Source organism: Aeromonas sp. Y289-2 (genome assembly GCF_027705925.1).
In the GTDB taxonomy this organism is placed as follows: domain Bacteria; phylum Pseudomonadota; class Gammaproteobacteria; order Enterobacterales; family Aeromonadaceae; genus Aeromonas; species Aeromonas veronii.
The window spans coordinates 41,890-68,115 of the sequence record NZ_JAPDCH010000016.1; the positions used below are offsets into that span (position 1 = coordinate 41,890).

A 26,226-nucleotide genomic window follows, 5' to 3' on the forward strand; every position below is an offset into this window, starting at 1 on the left:
AAGCAGAAAAAAGATCGGCAGGATGGCTCCGGTGGCATTATCTGACTGGCTCCATTATCCCCAAGCTTTATCCATATTTATCCACACCCTTTGGCGGTAGAATCCGGCTTTCCGTTTCTTTGTCTGAAATCAGGATCCATTCCATGGCCAAACTCAATCTCGTCGTCGGCTCCATGCTGGGCGCCGCCGAATATGTCGCAGACCACGTCGCCAACCTGCTGGAACAGGCTGGCCACCAGACCCGGATCCACAACCCGGCCAAGCTGGCAGAGGTGCTGGATGATGCAGGATCCATCCTGCTGGTGGTCACTTCCACCCATGGTGCCGGGGATGTGCCCGACAACCTGCAACCCTTCGCCAAGGATCTTGCCGAGCAGCATCCGGATCTTAATTCATTGAAATATGGCGTGATCGCCCTTGGCGACAGCAGTTATGACACCTTTTGCCAGGGTGGCAAGACGCTGGATCGGCTGCTGGTCGAGTGCGGAGCCAGCCGGATCGGCGAGCGGCTCGACATTGATGTGACCCAACACGAGATCCCCGAAGATGCCGCAGAAGTGTGGATCCGCGACTGGATGACGATGATCGCCTGATCAGCGCACGGGAGATCCTGAAAAAAAGCTTGATCTCCCCACTTATCCCCAGATCGACTATCCACCATGTTATTAACAGATTGATCCGGGGGAGTTGTTCTACAAGGTTACCCACAACGCCCAGGGGTAATGTGCATAACTACGGTGTAAAGCTCTGCAAAACCTATAGTTATCCATGTATTAGATCCAGACCGACAGACCTCTGTGTATAAAAGTCCTGGTTATCCCCTCGTTCACCGGGCCAGGATCCAAGCTTTTCCACAAGCTAGGATCGTCCTTAAATTAATGATCTTTATGATCAAAAAGTGCTTATCAACAGAAAGGGCGGATCCTAATAAGAGATCCAGTAAAAGATCGATCTAAAGATCCTTAAGATCTAATTAGTGGATCCTCCCTTCATACTGAACGTTAAGTAGACGTTCCCCTCAGGACGCGAAACAGATAGAATGTTCCGCCCTTTAGCCCAGGCAAATAAAGATCTTCAGGCGTGCAGATCAAGGTGATCCCAATGCAATACCATGAACAATTTGATGTGATCGTCGTCGGTGGCGGTCATGCCGGAACCGAAGCAGCAACAGCGGCAGCCCGTATGGGCATGAACACCCTGTTGCTGACCCACAATATCGATACGCTGGGACACATGTCCTGTAATCCGGCGATCGGCGGGATCGGCAAGGGACACCTGGTCAGGGAAGTTGACGCACTCGGCGGGATCATGGCGCGTGCCATCGATCTTGGTGGGATCCAGTTCCGCACCCTCAACTCCTCCAAGGGCCCGGCAGTACGAGCCACTCGTGCCCAGGCGGATCGCCTGCTCTACAAGGCTGTCGTTCGCCAGATGCTGGAGAACTACCCGAACCTGAAGATCTTCCAGCAGGCTTGTGACGATCTGATCATGGATGGGGATCGTGTTGCCGGTGTGGTCACCCAGAGCGGGATCCGCATCAGCGGCAAAACTGTGGTGCTGACGGTCGGTACCTTCCTGAACGGGTTGATCCACATAGGGATGGAAAACTACAAGGGCGGCCGTGCCGGGGATCCTCCCTCGATCGCCCTGGCCCAGCGCCTGCGCGAACTGCCGCTGCGCATCGATCGTCTCAAGACGGGCACCCCGCCGCGCATCGATGCTCGCAGCGTCGATTTCTCCGTCATGCAGGAACAGCACGGCGACGATCCGCGTCCGGTCTTCTCGTTTATCGGCAATGCCAGCCAGCATCCCCGTCAGGTGCCTTGCTACGTCACCCACACCAACGAGCGTACCCACGAAGTGATCCGCAATAACCTGGATCGCAGCCCCATGTACGCCGGGGTGATCGAGGGGATCGGCCCGCGCTACTGCCCGTCGATCGAAGACAAGATCACCCGTTTCGCCGACAAGACGGCGCACCAGATCTTCGTCGAACCGGAAGGCTTGACTACCCACGAACTCTATCCGAACGGGATATCCACCAGCCTGCCGTTTGACGTGCAGGTGCAGATCGTTCGTTCTGTGCGCGGCTTCGAGAACGCCCACATCACCCGCCCCGGCTATGCCATCGAGTATGATTTCTTCGATCCGCGGGATCTCAAGGCCAACATGGAGAGCAAGTGCATTCCAAACCTGTTCTTTGCCGGCCAGATCAACGGCACGACCGGTTACGAAGAGGCGGCGGCACAAGGCCTGATGGCCGGTCTGAACGCGGCCTTGCGTGCCCAGGACAAGGATCCCTGGAACCCACGTCGGGATCAGGCCTACATGGGCGTGATGATGGACGATCTCTCCACCCTGGGGACCCGCGAGCCTTACCGCATGTTCACCAGCCGCGCCGAATACCGCCTGCTGCTGCGTGAAGACAACGCCGATATCCGCCTGACCGCCATCGGTCGCGAGCTGGGTCTGGTGGATGACGAGCGCTGGAGCAAATTCAACGCCAAGATGGAACAGGTCGAGCTGGAGCGTCAGCGCATGCGTTCAACCTGGATCCACCCGCAACATCCGTCACTGGAGGCAGTCAACGCCCTGGTCAACACCCCGCTGACCCGCGAACAAAGTCTGGAAGAGCTGCTGCGTCGCCCCGAGGTGACCTATGATGCGCTGATGGCCATCGAAGGTGTCGGCCCTTCCGTGACTGATCCTGCCGCGGCCGAACAGGTTGAGATCCAGATCAAGTACGCCGGTTACATCGAGCGTCAGCACGATGAAGTGGAGAAGCAGCTGCGCAACGAGAACACCTTGCTGCCGCTGGATCTGGACTATCGCGAGGTGAATGGCCTCTCCAACGAGGTGAAAGCCAAGCTGAACGATGCCAAACCGCAGACCATTGGTCAGGCTTCCCGCATCTCCGGCATCACCCCGGCGGCCATCTCCATCCTGCTGGTTCACCTGAAAAAACACGGCCTGCTGCGTAAAACTGCCTGAGGATTCTTACCGTTGGAAAATATGCTGGAAAGATTGAACGGCCTGCTCAAGCAGGCCGAAATTGTTATCACCGATACCCAAAAGAGCCAACTGGTGCAGTTGGTCGAGTTGCTGCACAAGTGGAACAAGGCTTACAATCTCACCTCTGTGCGAGATCCGGACGCCATGCTGGTCAAGCATATCCTCGATAGCCTGGTGGTAAGCCCCCACTTGCACGGTGAGCGCTTCATCGACGTGGGGACAGGTCCCGGCCTGCCGGGATTGCCGCTGGCGATCATCAATCCGGACAAGCAGTTCGTCCTGCTCGACAGTCTGGGCAAGCGGATCAACTTCATCCGTCAGGTGATCCAGGAGCTGGGTCTGACCAATGTGACGCCGGTCAAATCCCGGGTTGAAGAGTATCAACCCGAGGTGGGATTTGATGGTGTACTGAGTCGGGCATTTGCCTCGCTGGAGGACATGCTGAGCTGGTGTCACCACCTGCCGTCAGAACAGGGCTGCTTCCTGGCACTCAAGGGACAATATCCCGAGCAGGAGCTGGCCCAGTTGCCTGCCAATATCCGTCTGGTAGCCTGTCATGAGTTGCGGGTGCCGGAGCTGGAAGGCGAACGTCATCTGCTGGAATTCAAACATATCCAGCCCGAATAGGGTCGCAGTTTCATTTAGGGGATCGTGTGGGAAAAGTCATCGCCATAGCCAACCAGAAAGGTGGAGTGGGTAAAACCACCACTTGTGTGAATCTGGCCGCCTCCATGGCTGCCACCCGGCGCAAGGTGCTGGTGATCGATCTGGATCCGCAGGGCAATGCCACCATGGGCAGTGGTGTCGACAAGTATGACGTCGAGCGCACCGCCTATGAGTTGCTGATCGAGGATGCCCCCATCAGCGAAGTGATCATCCCCGAAACTACCGGGGGTTATCACCTGATCGCCGCCAATGCCGACGTGACAGCGGCCGAAATCCGTCTGATGGAATTTTTCGCCCGCGAAATCCGCCTGCGCAATGCGCTGGCCTCGGTGCGGGACAAATACGACTACGTCTTCATCGACTGCCCGCCCTCTCTCAACATGCTGACCGTGAACGCCATGGCCGCCGCCGACTCCGTGCTGGTGCCCATGCAGTGCGAATATTACGCGCTGGAGGGGCTCACCGCCCTGGTCGACACCATCAGCAAGCTGGCTGCTGTGGTCAATCCGGATCTCAAGATCGAAGGGGTGCTGCGCACCATGTTCGATCACCGCAACCGGTTGGCCAATGATGTGTCCGATCAGCTAAAACAGCACTTTGGCGACAAGGTCTACCGCACCATCATTCCCCGCAACGTTAGACTGGCTGAAGCCCCGAGTTTCGGTGCACCGGCCATGCACTATGACAAATCATCGGTGGGCGCCAAGGCCTACCTGGCACTGGCTGGCGAGATCCTGCGCCGCCAGGAGCAGGAACGTCAGGCGACCATCGCAGACCGAGAGAGCATATGACTCCGAAAAAACGTGGACTGGGCAAGGGGCTGGATGCCCTGCTCAGTACCAGCACGGCTGCCCGCCAGAAACAGGTGATGAGCGATCAACGTACTGAAGAGGCCATGGCCCCCACCAATCAGGGCGAGCTGCGCAAGCTGCCGGTGGAGTGGTTGCAGTCCGGCAAGTACCAGCCCCGCAAGGACATGTCCCAGGATGCACTGGAAGAGCTTGCCAACTCCATCCGCGCTCAGGGGGTGATCCAGCCCATCGTGGTACGTCCTCTCGGCGAACAATCCTTCGAAATCATTGCCGGTGAACGGCGCTGGCGCGCGTCCCAGCTGGCGCGGCTCGAGGTGGTGCCCTGCATCGTCAAGGATGTACCCGACGAGGCTGCCGTCGCCATCGCGCTGATTGAGAATATTCAGCGGGAAGACCTCAATGCCATCGAAGAGGCGGTCGCTCTACAAAGACTGCTGACCGAATTTGAACTCACCCACCAGCAGGTGGCCGAGGCGGTGGGCAAGTCCCGCACCACGGTGACCAACCTGTTGCGTCTCAACCAGCTCAACGACGATGTGAAGCGTTTCGTCGAGCACGGCGACCTCGATATGGGCCATGCCCGTGCCCTGCTGGCCCTGAGCGGCCAGGCCCAGTCTGAACTGGCCAAGCTGGTTGCCCAGAAAGGGCTGACCGTGCGCGATACCGAGAAGCTGGTGCAAAAAGCGCTCGAACCGGCAAAAGCCAGGGTCGAACCGGCCCGTGATCCGCAGATCGGCTACCTGGAGCGCCAACTGGCAGAAAAAATTGGCAATCAGGTGCAACTTCAGCCTGGCAAGCGGGATAGCGGGAAGTTAGTAATAAGTTACGAGAATTTGTCCGACTTGGACCGTATATTGGGCTATTTTGGCGTGTCGGAATCGTGATTTTTACGCTTTTTGTAGTAATAAAACATCCATTCCTTTTGATATGACCATAACCCTGATTTGCCGCGGAAAGCCGCAAAAATTAAGGATTTTTGTCATATTGCAATAGCTGCCCTCAAGGGTATAATTTGACCGGCTTTAAGAGCTGTTAACATGGGGTCTTCGGATCCCGATTTTTTACAGTTCTGTAATGTTCAGGGGTAGGTTGGTGAAGCAGAAAATAGCCTTGGAAGGTTTGACACTGGCCTTGGTTATGCTCGTTTGTCAGCTCATCCTGATCCTGGCGATGAGTGCCGTCTGGTTTTACCTGACTGGTGCCAGCGCCGGTTATTCCGCCCTCTACGGAGGGGGGATGTACTGGGTTCCTCAAGCCTTGTTTACTGTCTGGGTGCTGCGCCGCAAGGTGACAACCGAGAGTGTGGGCCTGGTTTTGCGGGACTTTTATGGTGGGGCAGGGATTAAGCTCATTTCTACAACAGGTCTATTCGCCCTGATGTTTGGTGCGGGAGTCGAGGTCGTTACCGTCTCGTTTTTCGCCACTTATATCCTCGCCCTCGTTGTACAGTGGATGGTTTCATTCACGCTTAACAACCACTATTAGGAAAACTCATGTCTGCAACCGGAGAAGTCCTGACTCCTCAGGGATATATCTCCCACCACCTGACCCACCTTCAAGTCGGGTCCGGGTTCTGGACGGTCAATATCGACTCAATGGTATTTTCCGTCGTGCTAGGCGCCCTGTTTATCCTGCTGTTCCGCAAAGTAGCCGTTAACGCTACCAGCGGGGTGCCGGGTAAGCTGCAGTGCTTTGTGGAGATGCTGGTCGAGTTTGTGAATGGTAACGTCAAAGACATCTTTCACGGTCGCAACAAGGTCATCGCACCTTTGGGGCTGACGGTGTTTGTGTGGATCTTCCTGATGAACTTCATGGATCTGATCCCCGTTGACTTTATCCCTCACGCTGCACAATTGATGGGTATTCCCTATCTGCGTGTGGTTCCCTCTGCTGACGTTAACATCACCATGTCCATGGCTTTGGGCGTGTTCTTCTTGATCCTGTATTACAGCATCAAGGTCAAGGGTATCGGCGGGTTTGTGAAGGAGCTGACGCTTCAGCCTTTCAACCACCCGGCGGCCATCCCGGTTAACCTCATCCTGGAAACTGTTACGCTGATTTCCAAACCTGTTTCTCTGGGTCTTCGACTGTTCGGCAACATGTATGCTGGCGAACTGATCTTTATCCTGATTGCTGGTTTGTTACCCTGGTGGTCACAGTGGATCCTGTCCGTGCCTTGGGCAATTTTCCACATCCTGATCATCACTTTGCAGGCATTCATTTTCATGGTTCTGACCATCGTCTATCTGTCGATGGCGCAGGAAGACCATGGTTGATGCAACTCAAATAATCCTTTTTATACAATCAATTACATCTAAATAACTGGAGATCCTCATGGAAAACTTGAACATGGACCTGCTGTACATCGCTGCTGCAATGATGATGGGTCTGGCTGCTATCGGCGCTTCCATCGGTATCGGTATCCTGGGTGGCAAGTTCCTGGAAGGTGCTGCTCGTCAACCGGATCTGATCCCTGTTCTGCGTACCCAGTTCTTCATCGTAATGGGTCTGGTGGATGCGATCCCGATGATCGCCGTTGGTCTGGGTCTGTACGTGATGTTTGCGGTTGCTGGCTAAGTCGTTACGACTCTCCAGGCATAACCCATTAACTAACTTAAGAGGACATCGGCTGTGAATATCAATGCCACCCTCCTCGGCCAAGCAATTGCTTTTTTCTTCTTCGTAGTGTTTTGCATGAAGTACGTATGGCCGCCGCTGATTGCTGCCATCGAAGCCCGTCAGAAAGCTATTGCTGACGGTCTCTCTTCTGCCGAACGTGCCAAGAAAGATCTGGATTTGGCCAAGGCCAACGCCACCGATCAGCTGAAAGAAGCCAAGCTGCAGGCTGCTGAAATCATTGAGCAGGCTAACAAACGTAAAGCCCAGATCATTGATGAAGCTGCCGCTGGTGCCCAATCCGAGCGGGAAAAAATCCTGGCTCAGGGCCGTGCCGAGATCGAAGCTGAACGTCATCGTGCCAAAGAAGAACTGCGTAAGCAGGTTGCTGCTCTTGCCATTGCTGGTGCAGAGAAGATCCTGGCGCGTCAAATCGACCAGGCTGCCAACAGCGACATCGTCGACAAACTGGTAGCAGAACTGTAACGGGAACGGGGCTATGTCTGAACTGACTACAATCGCTCGCCCCTACGCCAAGGCTGCTTTCGAGTTTGCCGTTGAGCACAAGGCGGTTGACCAGTGGCTGGGTATGCTCGGTTTCGCTGCGCAAGTAGTGGAAAACGAGACCATGCACAACCTGGTAAACGGCTCTGTGGCCGCCGAAGAGCTGGCAACGCTGTTTGTCGGTGTCTGCGGTGAGCAACTCGACGTGCATGGCCAGAACCTGATCCGGGTGATGGCCGAGAATGGTCGCTTGGGTGTGCTGCCGGCGGTCGTTGCTGAATTTGTAGCGTTCAAAGCTGAACTGGATAAAGAGGTTCAGGCTGACGTGATTTCGGCGATCGAACTGACCGACCAGCAGAAAGCCAATATTCAGGCTTCTCTGGAACAACGTCTCGCGCGCAAAGTGAAGCTGAATTGCAGCATCGATGCGTCCTTGATGGCCGGGGTGCTCATCAAGGCCGGTGATCTGGTAATCGACGGCACAGTCCGCGGTAAGCTGGATCGCATGGCTGACGCGCTGCAATCTTGATTGGGGTATTAGAGCATGCAACTGAATTCCACTGAAATCGCCGAGCTGATCAAGCAGCGCATTGCGCAGTTTGATGTAAAGAGCGAAGCGCGTAACGAAGGTACTATCGTCTCTGTGAGCGACGGTATCATTCGTATTCACGGCCTGGCTGATGCCATGCAGGGTGAGATGATCGAGCTGCCGGGCAACCGCTACGCTCTGGCATTGAACCTGGAGCGTGACTCCGTCGGTGCGGTGATTATGGGTTCCTATGACGGTCTGTCAGAAGGAATGAAAGTAAAAGGTACTGGCCGTATTCTGGAAGTGCCGGTAGGTCGTGGTCTGTTGGGCCGGGTGTTGAACACCCTGGGTCAGCCGATCGACGGTAAAGGTCCGATCGACAACGACGGCTTCTCGCCGATCGAAGTGATCGCACCGGGCGTTATCGAGCGTAAGTCTGTTGACCAGCCGGTCCAGACCGGTCTGAAAGCCATCGATGCCATGATCCCTATCGGTCGTGGCCAGCGTGAGCTGATCATCGGTGACCGTCAGGTTGGTAAGACCGCCATCGCGATCGACACCATCATCAACCAGAAAGATTCCGGCATTAAGTGTGTCTACGTTGCGATTGGCCAGAAGGCCTCCACCATCGCCAACGTAGTGCGCAAGCTGGAAGAGCACGGTGCCTTGGCCAACACCATCGTGGTGGTTGCCTCTGCCTCCGAAGCGGCTGCTCTGCAGTACCTGGCTCCGTATGCCGGTTGCTCCATGGGTGAGTACTTCCGTGACCGCGGTGAAGACGCACTGATCATCTATGATGACCTGTCCAAGCAGGCCGTAGCTTATCGCCAGATCTCCCTGTTGCTGCGCCGTCCGCCAGGACGTGAAGCTTACCCGGGTGACGTTTTCTATCTGCACTCCCGTCTGCTGGAGCGTGCTGCTCGCGTTAACGCCGAGTACGTAGAGAAGTTCACCAAGGGTGAAGTGAAAGGCAAAACCGGTTCTTTAACCGCGCTGCCAATCATCGAAACCCAGGCAGGTGACGTATCTGCGTTCGTTCCGACCAACGTGATCTCCATCACCGATGGTCAGATCTTCCTGACTTCACAGCTGTTCAACTCCGGTATTCGTCCGGCGGTTGACCCGGGTATCTCTGTATCCCGTGTAGGTGGCGCTGCTCAGACCAAGATCGTCAAGAAGCTGTCCGGTGGTATCCGTACCGCGCTGGCCCAGTATCGCGAACTGGCGGCATTCGCCCAGTTCTCTTCCGATCTGGACGAGGCGACTCGCAAGCAGCTGGATCACGGTGTGAAAGTGACCGAGCTGATGAAGCAGAAGCAGTACTCTCCGCTGAGCGTGGCTCACCAGTCTCTGGTGCTGTTCGCCGCCGAGAAAGGCTATCTCTCCGATGTCGAGCTGAACAAGATCGTCGACTTCGAAGCCGCTCTGCTCTCTTACGCCAATACCCAGCATGCCGAGCTGATGGCTGAAATCAATGCCAAAGCCGACTACAACGACGCGATCGTTGGCAAGCTGACTGCGTTGCTGGATAGCTTCAAAGCAACCCAGACCTGGTAAGCGTGTGTGGCAGCGTGAGCTGCCACTTGATGGAGAGTAAGAGATGGCCGGCGCAAAAGAGATACGTAACAAGATCGGGAGTGTGAAAAACACTCAGAAGATCACCGGCGCTATGGAAATGGTGGCAGCAAGCAAAATGCGCCGTGCGCAGGAACGCATGTCTGCCAGCCGTCCGTACGCTGAAACCATGCGCAAGGTGATCGGCCATATCGCTCAGGGGAACTTGGAATACAAGCACCCCTACCTCATCGAACGTGAGGTCAAGCGAGTGGGTTACATCGTCGTCTCCACCGACCGTGGCCTGTGTGGTGGTCTGAACATCAACCTGTTCAAGGCTGCCCTCAATGATATGAAGCAATGGAGCGCGAAAGGTGCCAAGGTTGACCTGGCACTGATCGGTAACAAGGCCTCCAACTTCTTTGAACGGCACGGCGCCAAGGTTAAAGCTCATGTCGCAGGACTGGGCGATAGTCCGAGCGTCAATGACCTGATTGGTTCAGTCAAGGTCATGCTGAAGGCTTACGACAACGGTGAGATTGACAAGCTGTATCTGGTGTACAACAAGTTCGTCAACACCATGGTGCAGCAACCACGGGTCGATCAACTGCTGCCTTTGCCCGTAACTGAAGACAGCAAGCTCGCCAAGAAACACCACTGGGATTACCTCTATGAGCCGGATCCTAAGAAGCTGCTGGATACCCTGCTGGTTCGCTATGTCGAATCTCAGGTTTACCAGGGTGTAGTGGAAAACTTGGCAAGTGAACAGGCAGCCCGAATGGTTGCCATGCAAGCCGCGACTGACAACGCCGGTAACCTGATTAACGATCTGCAACTGGTATACAACAAGGCCCGTCAGGCCAGTATTACCCAGGAGCTGACAGAGATCGTATCCGGTGCTGCTGCGGTGTAAGGCAAGGGTTATCAAAGGTTTAGAGGATTTGACATGAGTAACGGTTTCATCGTCCAAATCATCGGCGCTGTGGTGGACATCGAGTTCCCGCAGAATGCCGTGCCCCAGGTGTACGATGCACTGAAGGTCGTTAGCGAAGGTCAAGGCCAGGGTCTGGTGCTGGAAGTTCAGCAACAGATCGGTGGCGGCGTCGTTCGTTGCATCACCATGGGCTCCTCCGACGGTCTGCGTCGTGGGTTGGAAGTAGTGAATAGCGGTAAATCCATCCAGGTTCCGGTCGGTACTGCGACTCTGGGTCGGATCATGAACGTACTGGGCGAGCCAATCGACGAAAAAGGTCCGATCGGTGAAGAAGAGTGCTGGTCTATCCACCGCGCTGCCCCCAGCTACGAAGATCAGTCCAACAGCAACGATCTGCTGGAGACCGGCATCAAGGTTATCGACCTGGTATGCCCGTTCGCCAAGGGTGGTAAAGTTGGTCTGTTCGGTGGTGCCGGTGTAGGCAAAACCGTAAACATGATGGAGCTGATCCGTAACATCGCGATCGAACACAGTGGTTACTCTGTGTTTGCCGGTGTAGGTGAGCGTACCCGTGAGGGTAACGACTTCTACCACGAGATGATGGAGTCCAACGTACTGGACAAAGTATCTCTGGTTTACGGTCAGATGAACGAGCCGCCCGGAAACCGTCTGCGCGTTGCGCTGACCGGCCTGACCATGGCCGAGAAGTTCCGTGACGAAGGTCGTGACGTGCTGTTCTTCGTGGACAACATCTACCGTTACACCCTGGCCGGTACTGAAGTATCCGCACTGCTGGGCCGTATGCCTTCTGCAGTAGGTTACCAGCCGACCCTGGCCGAGGAGATGGGTGTTCTGCAAGAACGTATCACCTCCACCAAGACCGGTTCCATCACCTCCGTACAGGCCGTTTACGTGCCTGCGGATGACTTGACTGACCCGTCTCCGGCGACCACCTTCGCCCACCTGGATGCGACCGTCGTACTGTCCCGTCAAATCGCGGCACTGGGTATCTACCCGGCCGTTGACCCGCTGGACTCTACCTCTCGTCAGCTGGATCCGCTGGTGGTTGGCAAAGAGCACTACGAGACCGCTCGTGGCGTTCAGACCGTACTGCAGCGCTACAAAGAGCTGAAGGACATCATCGCCATCCTGGGTATGGATGAACTGTCAGAAGAAGACAAACTGACCGTAGCCCGTGCCCGTAAGATCGAGCGTTTCCTGTCCCAGCCGTTCTTCGTAGCAGAAGTGTTTACCGGTTCTCCGGGTAAATACGTGCCGCTGAAAGAGACCATCCGTGGTTTCCAGGGCATCCTGAAAGGCGAGTATGACGATCTGCCCGAGCAGGCGTTCTACATGGTTGGCGGTATCGACGAAGTCGTCGAGAAATCCAAGAAACTGTAAGCCTCGACAGGAGGGCCCATGGCAGAGATGATCTCCTTTCACCTGGACGTGGTGAGCGCCGAAGGAAAACTGTTTTCCGGTCGCGTGCAATCCGCTCAGGTATCAGGCTCCGAAGGTGAGTTGGGTCTCCGCCACGGTCATGCTCCGTTGCTGACTGCCATCAAGCCGGGCCTGGTCCGCTTGGTGAAGCAGAACGGAACTGAAGAGGTGCTGTACATCTCCGGCGGTATGCTGGAAGTACAACCTGAATCCGTGACCGTGCTGGCGGACACCGCGATTCGTGCTGATGACTTGGATGAGGCGAAAGCCCAGGAAGCCAAGCGCGCAGCCGAAGAGCGGATCCACAGCTCCCATGGTGATATCGACTACGCCCAGGCCGCTACCGAGTTGGCCAAGGCGATGGCGCAACTGCGCGTCATCGATATCGTCAAAAAGAATTACCGCTAATAACGGTGATGTAAAAAGCGACCTTCGGGTCGCTTTTTTTTTACCCGTTGGATAGACTCCGCCGGGTATTTCCACACAAGTTCAAGGTCGAAGTAATGTCTCTCAACGTCGTGATCCTGGCTGCGGGTAAAGGTACCCGCATGCGCTCTTCCCTGCCCAAGGTACTCCACCCGGTAGCCAACAAACCCATGGTTTCCCATGTGATCGATACTGCCCGTCAGGTCGGTGCCGAGCAGCTGCATCTGGTTTATGGCCACGGTGCCGAGCTGCTGAAAGAGCGGATCGTGGCGGCCGATGTGAACTGGGTGCTGCAGGCGCAGCAGCTGGGGACCGGTCATGCCGTCGCCCAGGCCATCCCGTTCTGGAAGGATGAAGACGATGTGCTGGTGCTCTACGGCGATACCCCGCTGATCCAGCCAGAGACCCTGCAGCGACTGCTGGCTGCCAAGGCTGAAAACGGGATGGCACTGCTGACTGTGGTGCTCGACAACCCCACCGGTTATGGCCGTATCGTCCGTGAAAACGGTCAGGTGGTCGGCATCGTCGAGCAGAAGGATGCTAATGCCGAACAGCTGGCTATTCGTGAGGTGAACACCGGCGTGCTGGTGGCCAATGGGGGCCAGTTGCGTCAATGGTTGTCTCGTCTCGACAACAAAAACGCCCAGGGCGAGTTCTATCTGACCGACGTGATCGCAATGGCGCACGGCGATAATTGCCCGATTGCCGCCGTGCATCCAGAGCGTGCCGCTGAAGTTGAAGGGGCCAACAATCGGGTGCAATTGGCCCAACTTGAGCGCAGCTATCAGCAGATGCAGGCCGAGAAACTGATGATTGCAGGTGCAACCATGATCGACCCCGCACGCTTTGATTTGCGTGGGGTTTTGGAAATTGGTGAAGAGGTTGTTATTGATGCAAACGTCATCATTGAGGGCAAGGTGACTCTCGGCAATCACGTTCGTATCGGAGCCGGTTGCGTACTGAAAGATTGTGTCATTGGCGATCACACCGAGGTGAAACCCTACTCGGTTATCGAGGGTGCACAGGTGGCAGATCAGTGCTCAGTGGGTCCGTTTACCCGCTTGCGTCCGGGGGCGGTTCTGGAGCAGGATGCGCACGTTGGCAACTTCGTCGAGATGAAGAAGGCCCGTCTGGGGGTTGGTTCCAAGTGCGGTCATCTGACCTATCTGGGTGATGCCGAGATCGGAGCCGGGGTGAATATCGGTGCCGGTACCATCACCTGCAACTACGACGGGGTCAACAAATTCCAGACCATCATCGAGGACGATGTGTTCGTCGGTTCTGATACCCAACTGGTAGCGCCTGTTCGCATCGGCAAGGGGGCCACCCTGGGTGCCGGCTCTACTATTACCAAGGACGTGGGTGAAAATGAACTCGTGATAACCCGGGTACCCCAGCGTCACATCAAGAACTGGGCTCGTCCGGTCAAGAAAACTGATAAGTGATATCAGTATGAAGGCGACCCATGAACAAACGAATCATCAAGCTCGCAGACGCGAGCCACAGTCTGTTTTCCCGCTTTGTCGATCTGGTGGGAATTTCAGTCTCAATGGTGCTGCTTTCGCGGCACTTTGGTTTGTTTCATGGGTTGGACGAGATGTCACTGGCCACGCTGGGCATGGTGGTCTTCTTTCTGGTCTCCCAGAATACCGGGCTCTATTGCAGCCGGGTTCGTAAACATCTGGCGCAGTCTCTGCTGCGCCTCATCTTCTCCTGGTTGGTAACAGCTACCCTGCTCTACCTGCTGGTCTATCTGGTTCCCATCTTTAAACCCTACCACCCTTTCCCGCTGGAGCTGGCTGTGCTCTGGCTTGCCATGGCCTGTCTTATTTCTACCAGCTATCGGGTGCTGTACCGACTGGTGACCCTCTGGTTCAGCGGTGCTTCCTGTTGTCGTCGTGTGGCCATCATTGGCGTGACTCCGGCTGGACTGGCGCTGGAGAAATCCCTGTGGGAGAGTCCGCGTCACGCTATCCAGATGCTCGGATTTTTCGATGCCCGCAGCGAAGAGCGCTTCGGTTACCCGACTCGCAGTCCTCTGTTGGGTGATGTCGACGAACTGCTCGAGCTGGCCCGCAAAGGGCTGGTCGACGAAGTCTATCTGGCGCTGCCCCTGACTGCCCGGGAGCGCATAAATCACTACCTCTACGAACTCTCCGATACCACGGTCGATACCTATCTGGTACCCGATTTCTACGAGTACGGTCTGACCGTATCCCACATCGATCGGGTGGGCGATATCTATACCTTCAGCTTTTTCGATTCCCCGTTTGAAGGGGGCGCCGCCCTGCTCAAACGGATTGAAGATCTGGTGCTGGGTTCACTCATCCTGCTGCTCATCTCTCCGGTCATGGCACTGGTGGCACTCGGGGTGCGTCTCTCTTCACCCGGACCTGTGCTCTTCAAGCAGGATCGCTACGGCCTGGGGGGGAAACGGATCCAGGTCTGGAAATTCCGCTCCATGCGCGTCATGGAGAATGATTCCGTGGTGACTCAGGCAACCAGAGGCGATCCCAGAGTGACGCCATTCGGTGCGTTTTTGCGTCGTACCTCGCTGGATGAGCTGCCGCAGTTTTTCAATGTGATTCAGGGTTCCATGTCGATCGTTGGGCCGCGCCCCCATGCCGTGGCGCACAACGAGCAGTACCGCTCACTGGTGGAGCGTTACATGCTGCGCCACAAGGTGAAACCGGGGATTACCGGGCTGGCCCAGATAAATGGATTTCGTGGTGAAACCGACACCCTCGACAAGATGGAGATGCGGGTCAAGTTCGATCTCAAGTACATCCAGTACTGGTCGCTCGGACTGGATTTAAAAATCATTTTCCTGACAGTATTCAAGGGGTTTGTCGGTGCATCCGCTTACTAGCCTCATTTGCGCCGGAGTGCTGCTCTCCCCCTCTCTTTCAGTCCGTGCCGAGGTTTCTCCCGTATCCCATCAGGGGCCGCTTGGTCTGGAGATCCAGACCGATGTGGAGAATCGTTATGGTCACGACAGCAACCTATTGTGGCTGCGCGACAGTAGTCAGGCGATAGGCTCAGATTTCATCGGGATCACCCCGGAATTTCGCATGGTGGGCGAACGCGGTCTGGATCGCTATCAGTTCAGCTATCTGGGTGACTATCGTCGCTATGACAGCAGTCATGCCGATGACTATGCCGATCACCAGTTCCAGTTTGACGGCAGCTGGCGTTTCTCCCTGCGCAACGCCTTCAAGCTGATGTACCAGTATCGGCTGGGCCATGAGGCGCGTGGCGAGGGGCTGACCGAAGGCTTTATGTTGCGGGGAGATACTTCTCCCTGTCCCAGCGACGCTGATGAGAAGGAAGGTCGTGCGCTCTGTGGTGATGGCACATTTGGCAGGTTTCAGATAAATGAGCCGCTGCGGTTCAAACGCAGCGAAGTGGGTGGCCGTTACAGTTACGGCGCTCCCGATGCCAGAGGCAAGCTGGAGCTGGCGCTCTCCCACAAGGATCTGGGCTATCTCGACAAGCACCTCTACCAGCATGACTTTGAACGCTATATGGCCGAGCAGGAGTGGCAGGAGAACACCGCCATTGTCGAGCTGTTCGATCAGGTGAGTCATGTCAGCCGTTTTCGTTACACCCTGCAGACCAATCTGCGACGCTACCCGGCCAATCCGCACAAGGATTCCGACGAGTTTTTTCTTATCACCGGGGTGATGAGCCAGCTGACTGGCAAGACCCGGATCGATGCCAATATCGGCGGGATCTACAAGCGTTTCGTCAATGATCCTCAGGCGGAGAGTTTCAAAGGGCTGAACTGGGATCTGCGCCTGGAGTGGCAACCGCTCGATTACAGCAAGCTTGCGCTGATCTCCAGCCGGACCATTCGTGATCCGGGTGGTGACGGCGGCTATGTCAGCAGCCAGCTATATGGCGCCGAGTGGCAGCACCACTGGTCACCCGGAGTGGCGACCACGCTCTCCTATCACGATATCCGGGATGATTATCACCAGTCGGTGGTCTGTGGTAACGACAACCGCCACCGTCAGGACGATATCCATCGCTGGGGCATGGGCATCAGCTACGACATTCGTCCCTCCGTCAATCTGGGGCTCCACTACCAGCAGGCCGACTCCGGTTCCAGCTTTGCCGGACAGCCCATCGACATCGGCGGCAAGTGCTATGGCCGTGCCCTCGGTTACGACAAACAACAGCTTTCTCTTTCACTCAAGGTAGCCATTTAACATGAACAAAAGCGTGATGGTGCTTCTGCTTGGCTGGTTGTTCAGCCTGTCGGTCTGGGCTGGTCAGGGTTCGCAAGGCAACGATTCCGCCTACCGGCTTGCGCCGGGTGACGAGGTTGAAATCCGGGTGTATGGCGAGCCGGATCTGTCGATGAAGTTCAAGGTTGATACCAGTGGCCAGGTCAATTACCCCTATCTGGGTCAGGTGCTGCTGATGGGCCACACCACCACTGAGGTGGCCGAGCTGCTGACCAGAGGGCTCAAGCACGGCGTGCTGCTCGACCCCATGGTGACGGTCAACGTGACCACTTTTCGTCAGGTGTTTGTAGCTGGCGAGGTGGCTCACCCGGGTGGCTACGAATACCAGCCCGGCCTGACGGTGGAGAAGGCCGTCGCGCTGGCGGGTGGTTTCACCGATCGCGCCGCTAGACGGGATATCAGCCTGCGCCTCAATGGCAGCGATCAGTTGCTGGAAGAGGTGAGCCTGCAACGGCAACTCAATCCCGGCGACATCATCACCATCGAACAAAGTTTCTTCTGATCCAGGACGCTCTTCATGACTTCATTGTTGGTTGAAAATGGCCGTGCGCTAGAGAGCCGCCTCGATTTCAGCGGCCCCTGGCGGGTGCTCAAGGCAAACTGGTGGAAGGTGGTGCTGTTTGCCGCCGTGGTGACCCTTGTGGCAGCCCCCTTTATCCTCAGCATGCCACCCTACTACCAGTCCAGTGCGACCCTGCTGCTGAAGGCTGATGCCAACAGCGCTTCACCTATCGAGCCCGTCTATCGGGTCGATACCAGCCGCCGCGAGTACTACAACACCCAGTTCGAGCTGCTCAAGTCACGCCGGGTGGCAGAGAAGGTGGTCACTCATCTGGGCTTGGCCGAGTTGCCGGAATTCAACGGGCAGCCCAATCCGGACAGCTGGTTTAGCCGCATCAAGGGATTCTGGAGTGCCGGACATCAGGAGGATGCCTCCTCACGCAACCAGCACGCAATGGAGTATCTGGCTAAACATCTTTCTATTTCGCCGGTGCGCGATACCCAGCTGGTCAGCATCGGGTTCGAATCCCGCTCTCCCGAGCTGGCCGCCAGCGTCGCCAATGAGGTGGCCCAGACCTACATCGATCTCAATGTGGAGGAGCGGGTCGATGCCAACACCACGGCATCGCACTGGAACCAGAGCCGGTTGGTCGAGATAAAGGCCAGTCTGGAGAAGCAGGAGAAGCAGCTCGGCGATTTTCTTGCCCGCAATGATCTGCTGACGTTTCGCGGCGTAGATGGTTTGCAAACCGAAGAGCTCGGCATCATCACCAACAAGTACGCGGATGCCCGCGAGCGGCGGCTGGCGGCGCAGGCCGAATTCCAGTCCATTCAGGAGTACGGCCGCAATCCGGCGGCGCTGGCCTCCCTGCCCGAGGTCTCCAACCACCCCCAGATGCAGGATCTGCGCATCGCTCTCATCAAGGCACAGCAGGAGCTCTCCGAGCTGGCCAAGCGTTATGGCCCCAAGCATGACCGTATTCTGCAGGCCGAAGCACGCATCAAGGCACTCAATACCCAGTCAAACCAGCTGATGCGGGAGATTGCCGACGGTATCGAGGATCGTTACCTGAGCAGCCAGCGCAAGGAGCAGGAGTACCTTGCCCAGCTTGATGAGAAGAAGCGGGAGTTCTCCTCGCTGGCGGTCAAGAAGGATGAGCACAACAATCTGAAGAACAATATCGACAAGACCCGTCAGCTCTATAACGAGCTGTTCCGCCGTCAGGAAGAGACCCGCCTGAACGCTCAGCTGCACGAGTCAAATGCCATCCTCTACGATGCGGCATCGGTGCCCTTGTTGCCAGCCAAGCCAAACAAGATGCTGTTTCTGCTAATGGTGGTGATCATGGCGGGCATGGTTGCCGTGCTGGCCGTCATCACTGCCGGATCACTGCGCAATACTCTGGATCGTCTGAGCCAGCTGGTCTCCCAGCTCGGTGGGCGGGTGCTTGGCGAAATCCCGCGGCTGCCAGCCTTGCAGGATCAGAGTGCCCTGCTGCGGGTGGGGGCGGTCAATCCCAGAGTAGGTGCCAGTGCCGATGACCTCTACGCCATTATGCGGCTGGAGCCGGGTCAGCTGCAGCGCATCATGATCACCTCGACCCGTGCTGGTGAGGGCAAGTCGACGCTGGCGGCACTTTGCGCCGCCAGCTTTGCCCGCCATGAGCGGGTGCTGCTGGTGGATGGGGATCTGCGCCGGGGCTCCCTCGGTCGCCAGTTACTGGGGCTGGAAGCCAGACCGGGGTTGGCCGAGCTGCTCTCAGGCGAAGCCGACTTGGCTGCCTGTCTGGTGCCAAAAGAGGGATTGACCCTGCTGCCTGCTGGTCAGCCGGTCTCTTCCCCGCTGGCACTGCTTGGTTCCCCGCGCTGGAGTGAGCTTCTGGCAGCTCTGGCCGGGCAGTTTGATCGCATCATAGTGGACACTCCTGCGCTGGAGGTCGGCAAGGATGCTTTACTGCTGGGGCAACCGCTGGATGGTGCCATTCATGTGGTTCAGTCCGGGCAACTGCCGGCCAGCCGGGTGCTGAGCGTGATGGCACAGCTGCGGGATGCCAGAGTGGCGGTTCTGGGGACTGTGCTGACCCAGGTCGCCGAACGGGATCTGGAAGGGGCTGAGAACCTGAGATTATGTGGTGCTCCCATCCGGGGCGCGCTATGAAACTGCTGCGCAGCATCACCACCATAGGTGGTGCTTCCGTGCTGTCCCAGCTGATCGGGGCGTTCTCGGTCTGGTCACTGTCGCACAAGTTCGACATGGCTGCGGTCGGGCTCTATGCCCTCAGCTACAGTCTGGTGCTGATCGGTGCCCAACTTGCCACCTTTGCCTCGCAACTGCTGTTGCCCAAGCTGGAGGAGGCCGAGCTGCCCGGCAACCTGATCTTTTCCCTGTTGCAGGTCTGGCTGCTCCCCATTCCCTATGTGCTGGTGGTGGTCTGCTTTTTCTCGCTGCCGCTCTGGCCGCTCTACCTGCTGACCGTGACCCACGGGCTGATCCTCATCGCCGAGAATCTGGCTCTGCGGGCCGGTCACTACCAGCGGCTCGGTCTGCAGCGTATCTCGGCCTCTGCCGTGGTGCTGCTCTGCCTGCTGCTTGCCCCTGACATGGTCCACTTTTATCAGTTATGGGCCTGTCTGTTGCTGCTGGTGATCGGAGGCTGGTTGTGGTCTGCCTTTGCCTGGCACAGTTCCATGCTGAGGGAGGCTTCCCCGCACCGCCTGCTGCACTTCTTCTCCCGCCATAAAGCGCATCTGGCTGGTGTCGGCAGTGCCGAAGTGCTGGCGATGGTGACGGCCAATCTGCCAACCGTGCTGATCAACTTCTGGTTTTCCCCTCTGGTGGCGGGCTACTTTGCCGTGGTCAACCGCTTCTGTCTGGCGCCCGTGGTGATTGTCGGCAACGCTATCCGCCACTCCATCTTCTCGCGATGGTCGGAGGATTTTCGCCAGCGCCGTTTCAACGGAGAGGAGTTTCGCAAGGTGAAGCTGCTGCTGCTGGCGATGGGTAGTGCAGCCACCCTCGGGATCCTCATCTGCTATCCGCTGGTAATGAAGTGGTTCTTCAATGCGGAGTGGATCGCCTCCATCGATACTTCCCGCTACATGTTGCCTTATGTGTTTACTGCGGTAGCCATCTGCCCGCTGACCGTAATCGAGCTGGTGTTCGGCTCGCCCCGCTACTTTTTGCGGATCCAGCTTGAGCAGCTGCTGGTCGTGGTGATCGCCTTCGTGCTGTTGCCCTGGCTGCAACAGGAGTACGAGCTTTGTGTGCTGGCCTTTTCTTTGCTGACTGCGGTGCGCTACGGCTTCGTCTTTTTGCGGGTCAACCGCCGGGCTGCAGAGTTGCAGGGGCGGATGGAGCTGGCACAGTGAACAGTGCCTTTATCATGCAGGCCAATCTGCTGTTGTCGCTGGTGATCTGCGGCCTGGCCCAGTACGTCACCGGTATTACAGCCTTCCTCTGGCTGCCCTTCCTGCTGGCGATTGCCACCTTGATGTTGCTGCCGTTGCAGACGCGTTACAGCCCGTTGCGGCTCGACTATCAGGAGAAGGTGCTGCTGCTGCTCTACAGTGGCTTGCTGGTGCTGGCGCTGCTGGGCACCCTGCTTCAGCAGGGGGGCATGGTGACTATCATCGGTTTCAAGAACGAGCTGGCGCTCTCTCTGCTGCTCCCCTGCCTGTTACTGGGCTTCTGCCGCGAGTCACAGATTTACCGCATCATGAAGCTGGTGGAGTGGGTCTTCTACCTGCAGATCCCGGTGGTGCTGTTTCAGGTGCTGGTGGTGGTGCCGAAACGAGTGGCACTGCGTGGCGAGTTTGAAAAGTGGGACTCGGTGGTCGGCACCTTCGGGGGGGATCCCATGGGGGGCGGCAATACCGGTGCTCTCGGCTTCTTCTGTCTGCTGGTGATGCTGATCAAGCTATCCGAGTTTCGCCATGGCCTCATTTCGCGTCGTTCGGTTGCTTTTCACATTCTTGCCGCCTTTGCCATCTGCGTGCTGGCCGAGGTGAAGTTCGTTATCCTGCTGTCCCCCTTGCTGCTGGCCTGGGTCTGGCTCTCGCCAAGCTATGTCAGGGGGATGAAAAGCTATGACCTCAAGCGTCTGCTGCTGATTGCGCTGGCGATGACGGCGTTGGTGGCAGCGGCCGTTCTGGTGCTGGCTGCCTCCTACTCATCCGCATTCGAGGGGGCCGGACAACAGGGGGCCATTGAGCTGTTTATCGACTCCCTCGGCTATATCTTCGATCCCAACCACATCAACCCGGAAACCGGCGAGCTGGGGCGGGTGACGACGCTCTTTTTCTGGGCCAACAACGGTGATCACCACGGTCTCAGCAATCTGCTGTTTGGTTATGGCCTCAACACCACCAACCATGGCAGCACCCTGCCCGGTTTTCTCAACCCCCTGTTCAACGTGCTGCTCGACTCCACTTCCCTCAGCGTGTTGCTGTGGGAGGTGGGGCTGATGGGCACCCTGATCTTCATCGCGCTGATCGTTCTGCTGCTCTGGTGCTGCCGCCCCTGTCCATTGCTGGATCGCCAACTGCTAAGCACGGCAGATGTGCGTCTGCTCAGCTACCAACCCGCTTTCATCGCGTTCGGGATCGCCTGCCTGCTGAGCTTGCCTTACAGCCAGCTGCTGATGCTGATCCCGGTGCAGCAGTTTCTCTTCTATTTCGTGCTGGGTGCCGCCCTGGTGATCCGTTCTTCGGTTCGGCAGGCCACCCGTTCCTGTGAGGTGTCATGACTCCATCCCCCCTTATCTCCGTCATCATCAAGACCTACAACGAGGAGGCAGGGATTGCCGACACCATAGCCAGCATCAGAAGCGCTCTGGCCGACTACTCCCACCAGATTATCGTGGCGGACAGTCTCTCGACCGACCGTACCCAGGCGATCGCCTGCCAGCTGGGAGTGACTGTGGTGAGCCTGACCAATCCGGCCGATCGCTGTTGTGGTGTGGGGCCACAGCTTGGCTACCTCTTCAGCGAAGGGGAATTCCTGCTGTTGCTCGATGGCGACATGAAGCTGGAGCCGGAGTTTGTGCCAGCCGCCATTGCGCACATGCACTCCCACCCCGAATGCGGGGGCGTGGCCGGGCGGGCCGAGATGGATGATGCCCACAGCTATGAGTTCAAGTCGCGCAAGCAGCGCATCAACCAGATCTATCCGCTGGGCGAGTCGCGCTGGCTGTGTGGTGGCGGTCTGTTTCGACGCAGCGCCATCGAGCAGATCGGCTATCTCACCAATCGCAACCTGCATGGTTACGAAGAGGCGGAGCTGGGTATCCGGTTGCGTCAGGCGGGCTATCGGCTGGAGCGGCTCGATGTTCCCTTCTTCTTTCACACCTCCCACACCATGGACTCCCTTGCCCTGATCCGTTACCGCTGGCGCATGGGGTATCTGTTTGCCAGCGGCGAGCTGGTGCGCTCGGCGTGGGGGCAGCCCTATTTTCGCGAGGTGCTGTCGGTGATCCGCTCCGAGCTGCTGTTCGGGCTCTACCTGCTGACACTCCTGTTCTGCGTGCTGCTTTTCGCAGCCGGGCTGCCGTTCTGGTTGCCGTTGCTGGCGCTGACACCGCTGGGTGGCTTCATCGCTCTCAAGTGGTTGAAGAACCGCTCCCTGCAAGATGCCCTGCGCAGTGTCATGAACCTCTCCATCTATGCAGCCGGGCTGGTGCGCGGCCTGCTGTTGCCCCAGCGCTCTCCGCGCGAGGCGCCCGCCCATCGTCTGATCCAGGAGTCATTGCCGTGAAGGTGCTCTTTGCCAACAAGTTCTTTTTCATGAAGGGAGGTGCCGAGACCGTCCTCTTTCAGGAGCGGGAGATGGTGCGTCAGGCGGGTTATCAGGTGCTCGACTTTGCCATGCAGCATCCGGATAACCTCCCCTCGCCCCAGAGCAGCTACTTTCCGGCCAACGTCGATTATCACCAGCGGCACGGGCTCTTCGATCGGCTGAAGATCGCCGTTCGCTTTATCCACAATCAGGAGGCCTGTGATCGGCTGGCGGAGCTTATCCGTGCCGAGCGGCCCGATATCGTTCACTTTCACAACATCTACCACCAGCTCACCCCGGCGATCATCCGGGTGGCCAAATCCCTGGGCTGCAAGACGGTGCTGACAGCCCACGACTACAAGGTGGCCTGTCCCAACTACAGCATGTTGGTCGATGGCGAGCCGTTCGATCTGACCCGGATCGAGGGTTCCTGGCTCAAGCTGTTTCGCCATCAGTGGCAGGAGGGGTCGTGGGGCAAGAGCCTGCTGCTCTCTGCCGAGGCGGCCTGGCAGCAGTGGCGCCGCAACTATGAGCAGGTCGATGCATTGGTGGCGCCGAGCGCCTTCATGGCCGGGATGCTTCGCACCCGGCTGCCTGCTTCCCGCATCGAGGTGATCCTCAATGGTATCGATGTCGAGTCGAGCCGCGAAAGCGGAGAGGATCGTGGGTACTTTCTGTTCCTCGGGCGCCTGATGGCCGAGAAAGGGGTCGAGACGCTTGCCCGTGCCCATCAGCGCATGACGCTGCCGGCGGGTCTCAAAATTGTGGGCGGTGGCCCGCTGCAGGCGCACCTCGGGCAGCATTATCCCAATGCCGAACTGCTGGGGTTCAAGCAGGGGGAAGCGTTGCTCGATCTGCTGCGTCACGCCAAGGCAGTGGTGGTGCCGTCCGAGTGGTACGAGAACTGCTCCATGTCGGTACTGGAGGCGATGGCCTATGGCAAACCGGTGATCGGGGCTCGAATTGGCGGGATTCCGGAGCAGATCCGCGACGGTCTCGATGGCTTGCTGTTCGAGGCGGGCAATGCCGACGAGTTGGCCCGCTGCATGGACAGGCTGGTGGCCGAGCCGGAGCAGACGGCGGCCATGGGGCGTTCGGCTCGTCAGCGGCTGATCGACAGCTACTCCCTCGCCAGCCACCAGCAAGCCCTGCTGGCGCTTTACCAGTCGTTGCTGGAGGAGAAACAGAGATGAGTTTCTGGCACGAGTTGAAAACCGAACTGGCGCTCAATCCGAGCAAGACGGCGCGCCTGTTCCTGTTCAGTTACCGGATGGCACAGGGAGGCCGCTTTATGAGGCTGCCCGGCTTGTTGCTGCTCAAGGGATTCAAGCTGCTGTGCGGCCTCGATATCTCGCCAAGAGCCCGGCTGGGTTGGGGCCTGCGCCTCTATCACCCGCAGAATATCGTCATCGGTGACGGCGTGCAGATGGGGCGTGACTGCATCCTGCGCCACAACTGCACCCTGGGCAACAAGCCAGATCGTCAGAGCGGTCAGCTTCTCTCGCCCAGCGTGGGGGACGGGGTCGAGTTCGGCACCGGCGCCATCGTTATCGGGGCCATCGCCATTGGTGATCATGCCTGTGTCGGTGCCGGCACCGTCGTCACTCGTTCCGTCCCGGCTCGTGCCGTTGTTGCGGGCAATCCCGCCAGAATCATTCGAGAAGATCATGAAGCAGATTAGTGTGACCGTGCTCGGTACCCGAGGGATCCCCCATGTACTGGGCGGTGTCGAAACCCATTGTCAGTCCCTCTATCCAGAGTTGCACCGCCAGTTCGAAGTGGCGGCGACCGTGCTGGCTCGCGCCCCCTATGTGAATTACCGAAGCGGCGAGTTTGAAGGGGTGGCTCTTAAGGCGTTGCCCGCCCCCAAAAAGAAGTCGCTGGAGGCAATCCTCCACTCTCTGCTCGCGGTTTTTTACTGCCGCAGCCATGCCTGCGATCTGGTGCATGTCCATGCCATCGGCCCGGGGCTGGTGGTGCCGCTGCTGAGGTTGCTTGGCAAGCGGGTGGTCTTTACCCATCACGGTCCCGACTATGACCGCCAGAAGTGGGGGGCGCTGGCCAAGTGGGTGTTGCGTCTTGGCGAGCGCTGGGCAGTACGTTATGCCAGTGAGGTGATCGTCATCTCCGAAGTGATCAACGAGGCCATCCGCCGACAGTACGATCGCCAGGATGCCCACCTCATCTACAACGGGGTGAAACGGGTCGAGCTGCCTGCAGTGGACAAGAGGGAACTGACGCTGGCCCGTTTCGGACTGACCGCTGGCAGCTATCTGGTGGCGGTGGGCCGCTTCGTCGAAGAGAAGGGGCTGCACGATCTCATCGCCGCCTACCGCCAGCTCGATACCGAGATGTCGCTGGTACTGGTGGGGGATACGGATCACCCAACCCCCTACAGCGAGCACTTGCAGCGGATAGCGGATGAAACACCAGGGGTGATCCGTACCGGTTTCCTCAATGGCGAGGCGCTGATCAGCGTCTTTTCACAGGCTGCCCTGTTTGCCATGCCCTCTTATCACGAGGGGCTGCCGATCGCCCTGCTGGAGGCGCTCTCCTTCTCCCTGCCGGTGGTGGTGAGCGACATTCCCGCCAATCTGGCGGTGGCGCTGCAACAGGAGTGTTATTTTCCGGTCGGCGATGTGAGTGCGCTGGCTGAGCGACTCAACACCCAGTTGACTCGCGGCAAGGTCGATTACAGCGACTATCTGCAGCGGTATGACTGGCAGCGGATCGCTGGCCAGACCATGGCGGTCTACCGCAAGGCTCTGGGCATACCCGCAGGAGAAAACCAATGAGTCAATTACCGCAGAAACCGCAGGGGGCGATCGACCGCTTCTACCGTGCTCTCTCCCCCGAGGTGGCCGAGAGCCTGAGTGAAACTCAGCGCAACGGTATCGAGCAGGCGCTGCGGCTGATGAGTGATGGCAAGTCACACGCCATCAACGTCAACAGCGCCTTCGGCATCGGTCGCTGGCGTTGCTATCTGGTGGTGCTGATGGGACGGGATCGCCGTCACCGCGGGCGGGAGAGCGGCTTTCGCTTTCACCTCAAGGTGCTGCTGACCACCCTGCTGTTGCTGCTGGGGATCTGCGGCATGGTGCTGCTGCTCTATCTGGTGAAGTCGGCCCTTGGCATCGACATTTTCAAGCACTTCTCGTTCGGGGTGTGGGACCTGTTCAAAAAGAGCGTGCTGATGTGATGAAAGAGGG

General features: G+C 57.8%; 26 protein-coding genes. All 26 read left to right on the forward strand.

From position 1 onward, the window contains the following. Nucleotides 1–143 precede the first annotated feature (143 nt). Nucleotides 144–593, forward strand: coding sequence for an FMN-binding protein MioC (mioC, locus tag OKC43_RS18810; protein WP_236272335.1), 450 nt, complete (start codon nucleotides 144–146; stop codon nucleotides 591–593). Nucleotides 594–1,101: 508 nt separating this feature from the next. Continuing rightward, the gene (gene mnmG, locus OKC43_RS18815) at nucleotides 1,102–2,991 is read left to right on the forward strand and encodes a tRNA uridine-5-carboxymethylaminomethyl(34) synthesis enzyme MnmG (RefSeq protein WP_005357220.1); all 1,890 of its coding nucleotides are present in this window, start codon (nucleotides 1,102–1,104) and stop codon (nucleotides 2,989–2,991) included. A gap of 21 nt (nucleotides 2,992–3,012) precedes the next feature. Further along, entirely contained in the window at nucleotides 3,013–3,639 is a 627-nt protein-coding gene (gene rsmG, locus OKC43_RS18820; protein ID WP_005339331.1) for a 16S rRNA (guanine(527)-N(7))-methyltransferase RsmG, read from the forward strand. 26 nt (nucleotides 3,640–3,665) lie between these two features. After that, nucleotides 3,666–4,469, forward strand: a complete 804-nt coding sequence (locus tag OKC43_RS18825; RefSeq protein WP_005342341.1) for a ParA family protein — start codon at nucleotides 3,666–3,668, stop codon at nucleotides 4,467–4,469. Continuing rightward, entirely contained in the window at nucleotides 4,466–5,374 is a 909-nt protein-coding gene (locus tag OKC43_RS18830) for a ParB/RepB/Spo0J family partition protein (protein WP_005342343.1), read from the forward strand. The genes OKC43_RS18825 and OKC43_RS18830 overlap by 4 nt, the downstream gene beginning before the upstream one ends. 190 nt (nucleotides 5,375–5,564) lie before the next feature. Then, complete coding sequence (locus OKC43_RS18835) at nucleotides 5,565–5,975, forward strand: ATP synthase subunit I (RefSeq protein WP_019445506.1); 411 nt, start codon at nucleotides 5,565–5,567, stop codon at nucleotides 5,973–5,975. An 8-nt stretch (nucleotides 5,976–5,983) separates the two neighbouring features. Further along, nucleotides 5,984–6,766 (forward strand): F0F1 ATP synthase subunit A, encoded by a 783-nt coding sequence (gene atpB / locus OKC43_RS18840; protein ID WP_005339335.1) that lies wholly within the window; start codon nucleotides 5,984–5,986, stop codon nucleotides 6,764–6,766. A gap of 58 nt (nucleotides 6,767–6,824) precedes the next feature. Beyond that, nucleotides 6,825–7,067 (forward strand): F0F1 ATP synthase subunit C, encoded by a 243-nt coding sequence (gene atpE / locus OKC43_RS18845; protein ID WP_005307205.1) that lies wholly within the window; start codon nucleotides 6,825–6,827, stop codon nucleotides 7,065–7,067. A gap of 54 nt (nucleotides 7,068–7,121) precedes the next feature. After that, nucleotides 7,122–7,592: a F0F1 ATP synthase subunit B gene (gene atpF / locus OKC43_RS18850; protein WP_005339336.1), complete on the forward strand. Its 471-nt coding sequence runs from the start codon at nucleotides 7,122–7,124 to the stop codon at nucleotides 7,590–7,592. A gap of 13 nt (nucleotides 7,593–7,605) precedes the next feature. Beyond that, the gene (atpH, locus tag OKC43_RS18855) at nucleotides 7,606–8,139 is read left to right on the forward strand and encodes a F0F1 ATP synthase subunit delta (RefSeq protein WP_005339341.1); all 534 of its coding nucleotides are present in this window, start codon (nucleotides 7,606–7,608) and stop codon (nucleotides 8,137–8,139) included. Between the two features lie 15 nt (nucleotides 8,140–8,154). Further along, nucleotides 8,155–9,696, forward strand: a complete 1,542-nt coding sequence (gene atpA, locus OKC43_RS18860; protein ID WP_005339342.1) for a F0F1 ATP synthase subunit alpha — start codon at nucleotides 8,155–8,157, stop codon at nucleotides 9,694–9,696. A gap of 43 nt (nucleotides 9,697–9,739) precedes the next feature. Further along, a complete protein-coding gene (atpG, locus tag OKC43_RS18865) occupies nucleotides 9,740–10,606 on the forward strand; it encodes a F0F1 ATP synthase subunit gamma (protein WP_005339343.1) in 867 nt (288 codons plus the stop codon). 33 nt (nucleotides 10,607–10,639) lie between these two features. Next, complete coding sequence (gene atpD / locus OKC43_RS18870; RefSeq protein WP_005339344.1) at nucleotides 10,640–12,028, forward strand: F0F1 ATP synthase subunit beta; 1,389 nt, start codon at nucleotides 10,640–10,642, stop codon at nucleotides 12,026–12,028. Nucleotides 12,029–12,046: 18 nt separating this feature from the next. Next, on the forward strand, nucleotides 12,047–12,475 hold the full coding sequence (locus OKC43_RS18875; RefSeq protein ID WP_005339345.1) for a F0F1 ATP synthase subunit epsilon: 429 nt from the start codon (nucleotides 12,047–12,049) through the stop codon (nucleotides 12,473–12,475). Between the two features lie 95 nt (nucleotides 12,476–12,570). Beyond that, a complete protein-coding gene (glmU, locus tag OKC43_RS18880; protein ID WP_069555138.1) occupies nucleotides 12,571–13,938 on the forward strand; it encodes a bifunctional UDP-N-acetylglucosamine diphosphorylase/glucosamine-1-phosphate N-acetyltransferase GlmU in 1,368 nt (455 codons plus the stop codon). Between the two features lie 20 nt (nucleotides 13,939–13,958). Beyond that, nucleotides 13,959–15,362 carry an undecaprenyl-phosphate glucose phosphotransferase gene (locus OKC43_RS18885; protein WP_236272334.1) on the forward strand — a complete coding sequence of 468 codons (1,404 nt, stop codon included), beginning with the start codon at nucleotides 13,959–13,961 and terminating at the stop codon, nucleotides 15,360–15,362. After that, nucleotides 15,346–16,704 (forward strand): outer membrane beta-barrel protein, encoded by a 1,359-nt coding sequence (locus OKC43_RS18890; protein WP_236272333.1) that lies wholly within the window; start codon nucleotides 15,346–15,348, stop codon nucleotides 16,702–16,704. The genes OKC43_RS18885 and OKC43_RS18890 overlap by 17 nt, the downstream gene beginning before the upstream one ends. 1 nt (nucleotide 16,705) lies before the next feature. Further along, nucleotides 16,706–17,245, forward strand: coding sequence for a polysaccharide biosynthesis/export family protein (locus tag OKC43_RS18895; RefSeq protein ID WP_205125260.1), 540 nt, complete (start codon nucleotides 16,706–16,708; stop codon nucleotides 17,243–17,245). A 15-nt stretch (nucleotides 17,246–17,260) separates the two neighbouring features. Next, nucleotides 17,261–19,402, forward strand: coding sequence for a GumC family protein (locus OKC43_RS18900; RefSeq protein ID WP_270660439.1), 2,142 nt, complete (start codon nucleotides 17,261–17,263; stop codon nucleotides 19,400–19,402). Continuing rightward, a complete protein-coding gene (locus OKC43_RS18905) occupies nucleotides 19,399–20,613 on the forward strand; it encodes a lipopolysaccharide biosynthesis protein (protein ID WP_236272331.1) in 1,215 nt (404 codons plus the stop codon). Before OKC43_RS18900 ends, OKC43_RS18905 begins: the two co-directional genes overlap by 4 nt. Next, nucleotides 20,610–21,989 carry a capsular biosynthesis protein gene (locus tag OKC43_RS18910; protein ID WP_236272330.1) on the forward strand — a complete coding sequence of 460 codons (1,380 nt, stop codon included), beginning with the start codon at nucleotides 20,610–20,612 and terminating at the stop codon, nucleotides 21,987–21,989. Before OKC43_RS18905 ends, OKC43_RS18910 begins: the two co-directional genes overlap by 4 nt. Beyond that, complete coding sequence (locus tag OKC43_RS18915; protein ID WP_236272329.1) at nucleotides 21,986–22,996, forward strand: glycosyltransferase family 2 protein; 1,011 nt, start codon at nucleotides 21,986–21,988, stop codon at nucleotides 22,994–22,996. Before OKC43_RS18910 ends, OKC43_RS18915 begins: the two co-directional genes overlap by 4 nt. Then, complete coding sequence (locus OKC43_RS18920) at nucleotides 22,993–24,210, forward strand: glycosyltransferase family 4 protein (protein ID WP_236272328.1); 1,218 nt, start codon at nucleotides 22,993–22,995, stop codon at nucleotides 24,208–24,210. The genes OKC43_RS18915 and OKC43_RS18920 overlap by 4 nt, the downstream gene beginning before the upstream one ends. Continuing rightward, nucleotides 24,207–24,698 carry a serine acetyltransferase gene (locus tag OKC43_RS18925; RefSeq protein WP_201954577.1) on the forward strand — a complete coding sequence of 164 codons (492 nt, stop codon included), beginning with the start codon at nucleotides 24,207–24,209 and terminating at the stop codon, nucleotides 24,696–24,698. The genes OKC43_RS18920 and OKC43_RS18925 overlap by 4 nt, the downstream gene beginning before the upstream one ends. Then, complete coding sequence (locus OKC43_RS18930; RefSeq protein ID WP_236272327.1) at nucleotides 24,685–25,812, forward strand: glycosyltransferase family 4 protein; 1,128 nt, start codon at nucleotides 24,685–24,687, stop codon at nucleotides 25,810–25,812. The genes OKC43_RS18925 and OKC43_RS18930 overlap by 14 nt, the downstream gene beginning before the upstream one ends. Then, complete coding sequence (locus tag OKC43_RS18935; RefSeq protein ID WP_120415955.1) at nucleotides 25,809–26,216, forward strand: hypothetical protein; 408 nt, start codon at nucleotides 25,809–25,811, stop codon at nucleotides 26,214–26,216. The genes OKC43_RS18930 and OKC43_RS18935 overlap by 4 nt, the downstream gene beginning before the upstream one ends. Nucleotides 26,217–26,226 lie beyond the last annotated feature (10 nt).

What these genes read in the sequence shown, in the direction of transcription:
- atpB (WP_005339335.1), top strand. Translation starts at nt 5,984, where the DNA reads ATGTCTGCAACCGGAGAAGTCCTGACTCCTCAGGGATATATCTCCCAC.
- OKC43_RS18835 (WP_019445506.1), top strand. Translation starts at nt 5,565, where the DNA reads ATGTTCAGGGGTAGGTTGGTGAAGCAGAAAATAGCCTTGGAAGGTTTG.
- OKC43_RS18905 (WP_236272331.1), top strand. Translation starts at nt 19,399, where the DNA reads ATGAAACTGCTGCGCAGCATCACCACCATAGGTGGTGCTTCCGTGCTG.
- OKC43_RS18925 (WP_201954577.1), top strand. Translation starts at nt 24,207, where the DNA reads ATGAGTTTCTGGCACGAGTTGAAAACCGAACTGGCGCTCAATCCGAGC.
- mnmG (WP_005357220.1), top strand. Translation starts at nt 1,102, where the DNA reads ATGCAATACCATGAACAATTTGATGTGATCGTCGTCGGTGGCGGTCAT.
- atpE (WP_005307205.1), top strand. Translation starts at nt 6,825, where the DNA reads ATGGAAAACTTGAACATGGACCTGCTGTACATCGCTGCTGCAATGATG.
- OKC43_RS18935 (WP_120415955.1), top strand. Translation starts at nt 25,809, where the DNA reads ATGAGTCAATTACCGCAGAAACCGCAGGGGGCGATCGACCGCTTCTAC.
- OKC43_RS18915 (WP_236272329.1), top strand. Translation starts at nt 21,986, where the DNA reads ATGACTCCATCCCCCCTTATCTCCGTCATCATCAAGACCTACAACGAG.
- atpG (WP_005339343.1), top strand. Translation starts at nt 9,740, where the DNA reads ATGGCCGGCGCAAAAGAGATACGTAACAAGATCGGGAGTGTGAAAAAC.
- atpD (WP_005339344.1), top strand. Translation starts at nt 10,640, where the DNA reads ATGAGTAACGGTTTCATCGTCCAAATCATCGGCGCTGTGGTGGACATC.
- OKC43_RS18885 (WP_236272334.1), top strand. Translation starts at nt 13,959, where the DNA reads ATGAACAAACGAATCATCAAGCTCGCAGACGCGAGCCACAGTCTGTTT.
- mioC (WP_236272335.1), top strand. Translation starts at nt 144, where the DNA reads ATGGCCAAACTCAATCTCGTCGTCGGCTCCATGCTGGGCGCCGCCGAA.
- glmU (WP_069555138.1), top strand. Translation starts at nt 12,571, where the DNA reads ATGTCTCTCAACGTCGTGATCCTGGCTGCGGGTAAAGGTACCCGCATG.
- OKC43_RS18900 (WP_270660439.1), top strand. Translation starts at nt 17,261, where the DNA reads ATGACTTCATTGTTGGTTGAAAATGGCCGTGCGCTAGAGAGCCGCCTC.
- atpH (WP_005339341.1), top strand. Translation starts at nt 7,606, where the DNA reads ATGTCTGAACTGACTACAATCGCTCGCCCCTACGCCAAGGCTGCTTTC.
- rsmG (WP_005339331.1), top strand. Translation starts at nt 3,013, where the DNA reads ATGCTGGAAAGATTGAACGGCCTGCTCAAGCAGGCCGAAATTGTTATC.
- atpA (WP_005339342.1), top strand. Translation starts at nt 8,155, where the DNA reads ATGCAACTGAATTCCACTGAAATCGCCGAGCTGATCAAGCAGCGCATT.
- OKC43_RS18830 (WP_005342343.1), top strand. Translation starts at nt 4,466, where the DNA reads ATGACTCCGAAAAAACGTGGACTGGGCAAGGGGCTGGATGCCCTGCTC.
- OKC43_RS18895 (WP_205125260.1), top strand. Translation starts at nt 16,706, where the DNA reads ATGAACAAAAGCGTGATGGTGCTTCTGCTTGGCTGGTTGTTCAGCCTG.
- OKC43_RS18930 (WP_236272327.1), top strand. Translation starts at nt 24,685, where the DNA reads ATGAAGCAGATTAGTGTGACCGTGCTCGGTACCCGAGGGATCCCCCAT.
- OKC43_RS18875 (WP_005339345.1), top strand. Translation starts at nt 12,047, where the DNA reads ATGGCAGAGATGATCTCCTTTCACCTGGACGTGGTGAGCGCCGAAGGA.